At 61.2% G+C, this 533-nt stretch carries 1 pseudogene; it reads left to right on the top strand.

Features of this window, described 5'->3' with window-relative positions:
- Positions 1–280 precede the first annotated feature (280 nt).
- Positions 281–533, top strand: a pseudogene (locus U9980_RS11195) (radical SAM protein); the annotation flags it as partial.

The raw sequence follows: 533 nt of genomic DNA, 5'->3' as shown, positions 1-533 counted from the left end.
TCTGCGGCAACCGCAGGAGATCGAGCTGTACGGCAACGCCTTCGAGCAGCTGACTGCCGTTGCCAGCTACGGCCGGAGCGCGCGGGCGATCATCAATCGAGTGATCGACGGTCTTGCCCCAGAAGCGCCGGAGGATGGCGAGTAATTTCCATGGCGCTCACTCGTTCGTGGCATTGCTAGAAATACCAAGAAACTTTCTATTCACTCGCCGTTTTTGGTTCTACGCTCCCAATCGGACGCCGAACCGCGTCCGCCCACAAGGGACTTGGGAGAGAACCAAGTGACTGTTCGTGTTTTTCTGCTCAGCAGGGAACAGATCGACCAACTGCCCGAGCGGGCGCGTGAGGTCGTGGAGTACCGCAAGAGCGGACTCAGCCTTAACCACATCCAGGGGTGCCCGCTGGACTGCGCGTACTGCATCCGACACACCTACGGCCTGTGGGATCAGCGGGTGCCGCGTGCGCTCATGTCCGACGCTCAGGCCGTCGAAGAGCTGGTCAACCACCGCTACTTCCAGCCGCACGTGACCCCCG

This window comes from Protofrankia sp. Cr1 (assembly GCF_963555865.1).
Lineage (GTDB): Bacteria > Actinomycetota > Actinomycetes > Frankiales > Frankiaceae > Protofrankia.
The sequence above is the reverse complement of the archived record's forward strand: the minus strand, read 5'-3'. Positions and strand labels throughout refer to the sequence as shown.